Source organism: Methanospirillum sp. (genome assembly GCF_035560735.1).
In the GTDB taxonomy this organism is placed as follows: Archaea; Halobacteriota; Methanomicrobia; order Methanomicrobiales; family Methanospirillaceae; genus Methanospirillum.
In genome coordinates this window covers 1-4,027 of the sequence record NZ_DATMYY010000025.1, presented here as the reverse complement: position 1 = coordinate 4,027, position 4,027 = coordinate 1, and the positions used below count along the sequence as shown (strand labels likewise).

Below are 4,027 nucleotides of genomic sequence, written 5' to 3'. Positions count from 1 at the left end.
GAGTCGTACTAGTTTTACACGTCTGATCCCTCTTTACCCGCCAGAAATACGGTAATTTCCATGAACCGGCGTATAACACAGATCGTACTGGTCATTCTTCTGCAGATACTGATTTCACTGGTACTTGTACCGGTAACTGCAGAGAGCATACAGGATGCCACTATCTGGGCAAATAAAGGGAAAGCTCTGGCAGAAACTAAGGATTTCCAGGGTGCCATGGCAGCATATGATCAGGCACTGCAGCTCGATGCCTATTATGCTGAAGGGTGGAAACTCCGGGGAGATGCCCTTATGGCACTGGAAAGGTATGCAGAGGCAGCAGATTCATACGATCGTGCAATTAGCATCGACAAAACCAATGCAGAAATAGTCGGAAAAAAAGGACGCGCACTATTCATGCTTGGAAAGTATCGTGATTCTCTTGATGCCTATGACCGTGCAGTCTCTCTCAACCCGAATGTTTTTCTGAACCTTGACGGCAAGGCAGATGTTCTGGCTGCTCTGAACCGGTACTCAGAGGCTGACTCAATGTACGATGCAGCCCTGAAGGTAGATCCACGGAGCAATGCTACCTGGAACAAAAAAGGTCTCACTCTGGCCAAGATGTTCAAGAACGAAGAGGCAACAGAAGCATTCAACCAGTCTTTAACGGTTTACCCTGGATCTGCAGAGGTCTGGAACAATATAGGTAGTGCCTATTTCAACCAGGGAAAGATGAAAGAGGCACTTAAAGCATTTGAACAGGCTATCTCACTTGATGAGAGTTATATCCCCCAGAAATACGGAGATACACTGACCCGTCTTCAACAGGATAAGCAGGCTGCTGCCCAGGAGGCACAAGAGAACAGTTCGGGACAGCTTACCATACAAGCCCCTTCAGAAATAAAACTGCCTCCGTCGATATTTTTGATAAATTACCTTATGATTGGGATAGGCCTTCTGGCAATTCTTTCACTCGGAGTCGTACGACTGTTCAAAACCAGAAAAAAGGAAAAGAAGATCAGGTAGCCCTATCAAGAATTGTTTTAACTAGGCTACTTCTATCGACCTCTTTTTTTATCTTCTTCTCAGGGAGGACCGGCTTTTTAGTCTGGAAAAAGATGCCTATTGGTATTTTCGCATCATCATTGTAATTCCACTGTTGCGCAGTCCGGCAGGCAAATTCGAACAGACCAGCGTTTGATTCACTGGTTTCATAGATCCGTTCATCGTACCACGTGGTCATGTTAAAGAAGGATGCGCAGATCTGAAGAACATCAACATGAGCGAATCCGGGATGCATGATTGCTTCTTTGAAGATACGTCTTAAGTGTGGCAAATGACGGGAGTATGCCCGTGAAACAAAGGTGGCCCCGGATCCAAGCAGTAGTTCAATGACATTTAGGGGATATTCATGAAGGCCCTGGGGGGTTGACTTGCCTTTGTATCCGTATGGTGAAGTCGGCGTATACTGCCCGGTGGTCAGTCCATAGACACGGTTGTTATGGCATATGACTGTAATGTCCATATTGCGCTTTGCTGCATGAATCAGATGATCTAGCCCCTCTGCATACAGATCTCCATCACCGGCAAAACAGATAACCTTGAGATCAGGGTTTGCCATCTTGATACCGGTAGCAACCGGGATAGTTCTGCCGTGAAGTGAATAGAAACTGTTCAGTTGGAAGTAGTCAGCAATCTTAGCGTGGCAGCCGATCCCGGATACCAGAACAAACTGGTCACGTGACATTCCTTCTGCCTCAAGTTCCTGAATGACGAACTTCATGGCATGCTGAATCGCGAAGTTTCCGCATCCCGGACACCAGGTATTCTGTGCCTGGGTGACCAGTGTTTCATCGCTAGTCATGATGCAACCCTCCGTACTTTCTCAAGCAACTCCTCAACTGCGAATGGTCTCCCGTCATACCGCAGAATCAGCTCATCTGTCCGGTACCCTTCAAGAGCTAAAATCTTGTCGAGCTGACCAGTTGAACTGTCCTCTACAAGTATTACTTTTTCAACCCCCTGCATTGCTTTTTTGAACTCACTGGCAGGGAATGGGGAGATAACAACCGGAGAGACCAGCCTCAAATCAAGTTCTTCTGCAACCTCACTGCATACACCACGTGGTGACCCCCAGCAGAGTATCGTAGTCTTTGCCTCAACTGATCCGCCGCAGAAAACTGCTCCTGGCTGGTCAGTCATGGCTGAAAGTTTTTCAGCCTTCCTGAACCGTTTATGGACCATGGCGATGCTCATTTCAGAATCTTCTGAAGTGATCCCTGCGTAGTCATGTGTATAACTGTTCACCTTGATCACCTCTCCTTTATACGGGGGGACCAAAATCGGGGATACCCCGTCAGGAGTATCTGCGTACCGTTTGTACGGGTATGAAGGGGATGGAAGCGGAGCATATGCCCTGACCTCTGGTGTTGTTTCAGGAGTGTATATTCCCTCTGAAAATGTCTTGTCTGAAAGGATGAATGCGGGAATCTGGAGTCTCCAGGCGAGTTGCACAGATTCGGCTGCCCACTTGAATGCTTCGACAGGTGTTGCCGGGGCAGCGATGAACCTTGGGAACTCGCCCTGCCCTGCATGGCATGCAAACAGGAGATCTGACTGCGCTGTATATGTTGGGAGACCGGTTGAAGGCCCTCCCCGTTGAGAGAGCACGATCACAATTGGAACTTCTGACATCCCTGCAAGAGAGAGCCCTTCTGTCATCAGGCAGAATCCTCCCCCTGATGTTCCTACTGCAGCCTTTTTCCCAGCATAAGCGAAACCGAGTGCCATTAGAATAACTGCTATCTCGCTTTCAGGATGGACAACATCGATACCTGCCTCATCTGCTACAGAGGCGAGGAAATGAAGAACTCCGGAAGAAGGTGTCATCGGGTAAGCAACATATGCATCAATACCACCGGCCAGAAGGCCGAGGCCTATCCACTCATTGCCTGAAAGAAGTGGTCGAGGTGATGCTCCATCCACCGGGTGGACCTGCATACACGGGGATATCCGGGAGAATGCTTCGCGTGCGATAAGGAGGTTAATATCAGTCTCTTTGGTCAGTTTTTTTCTGAAAACTGACTCTACCAGGTTCCAGGGGATTCCGGCACACCCACAGAACCCGGCAACCATTGCTGTGTTGCCCATGATAGCCCTGCCTTTGAACTGGGCAACGATCTCCTCAATAGGTAGAGCCTGCCCCTCAGTTTTGACTTTTGGGCTGTCATAGATCACGGTTCCTTTGGTAGTAAGATTACTGGTGTGTAGATCAGCAGTCTTTTGATCGAGTGCCAGGATCAGATCGACACCAGTGCGATGAGTAAACACCGGTTTATCTGATGCCCGTATGATACAGAAGTTATGTCCACCCCTGATTAGAGACGGATAGTCAATATACTGATAAACGTAATAGCCCAGTTCAGAGAAGATCGATGCAATCAACTGACCTGCCTGTGCGATTCCGTCTCCTGCTTTTCCTCCGATGAGGACAGAGTATTCAGACAATTGTTCCGCCTCCATGGGGAGATCTCTGCACCTGATCTCTTTATACTTGTTACCTGCTCAAAGTTGTCAGGCAAATGTCTGATCTATCCATCTGGTAATGCTGTTCCTGACATCCTGGAGGTGTTTCAGACATTGTGGTTCTTCTGGATTACAGTCACCGTGATCAGGGAATGACTGGTGAAAGACCACTCCTGCACCGGGGACCATAGGGCAGGCACCGGATGCAGTGTCACAGACAGTGACTGCGATATCAATGTCCTTGTCAAAGAAATCGAGAAGCGGTTTTGAAGTCTGTCCAGAAATATCAATGCCGATCTCTGTCATAACCAGAACTGCTCTGGGATCCAGAGTGGTTGGTTGTGTCCCCGCACTGTATGCCTCATATCGATCCCCGTACTTAAATCGGAGATATCCTTCAGCGATTTGGGAACGGAATGAGTTATGGGTACAGACAAACAGAACTGTTTTTTTGATATCAGCCATGCTGAGATCTACCTCCTGATACCTGATGAGCATTTCCTGGCAACTGAATCAGATC

The 4,027-nt window shown here is 48.2% G+C and carries 4 protein-coding genes; 1 reads left to right on the top strand and 3 read right to left on the bottom strand.

Annotated elements, in window-relative coordinates; genetic code table 11:
* The first annotated feature begins 60 nt into the window (after positions 1-60).
* On the top strand, positions 61-1,008 hold the full coding sequence (locus tag VN429_RS00700) for a tetratricopeptide repeat protein (RefSeq protein WP_325628704.1): 948 nt from the start codon (positions 61-63) through the stop codon (positions 1,006-1,008).
* On the opposite strand, the gene VN429_RS00695 is transcribed toward VN429_RS00700, so the two are convergent.
* Genes VN429_RS00695 through VN429_RS00685 form a run of 3 tightly spaced genes read right to left on the bottom strand, consistent with a single transcriptional unit; the run spans position 1,001 to position 3,972 of the window.
* Positions 1,001-1,846 carry a thiamine pyrophosphate-dependent enzyme gene (locus VN429_RS00695; protein WP_325628702.1) on the bottom strand — a complete coding sequence of 282 codons (846 nt, stop codon included), beginning with the start codon at positions 1,844-1,846 and terminating at the stop codon, positions 1,001-1,003. The two genes, VN429_RS00700 and VN429_RS00695, sit on opposite strands and share 8 nt — an antisense overlap.
* On the bottom strand, positions 1,843-3,504 hold the full coding sequence (locus tag VN429_RS00690; protein WP_325628700.1) for a 2-oxoacid:acceptor oxidoreductase subunit alpha: 1,662 nt from the start codon (positions 3,502-3,504) through the stop codon (positions 1,843-1,845). The genes VN429_RS00695 and VN429_RS00690 overlap by 4 nt, the downstream gene beginning before the upstream one ends.
* 51 nt (positions 3,505-3,555) lie before the next feature.
* Positions 3,556-3,972 carry an arsenate reductase ArsC gene (locus VN429_RS00685; protein WP_325628697.1) on the bottom strand — a complete coding sequence of 139 codons (417 nt, stop codon included), beginning with the start codon at positions 3,970-3,972 and terminating at the stop codon, positions 3,556-3,558.
* Positions 3,973-4,027: the final 55 nt, after the last annotated feature.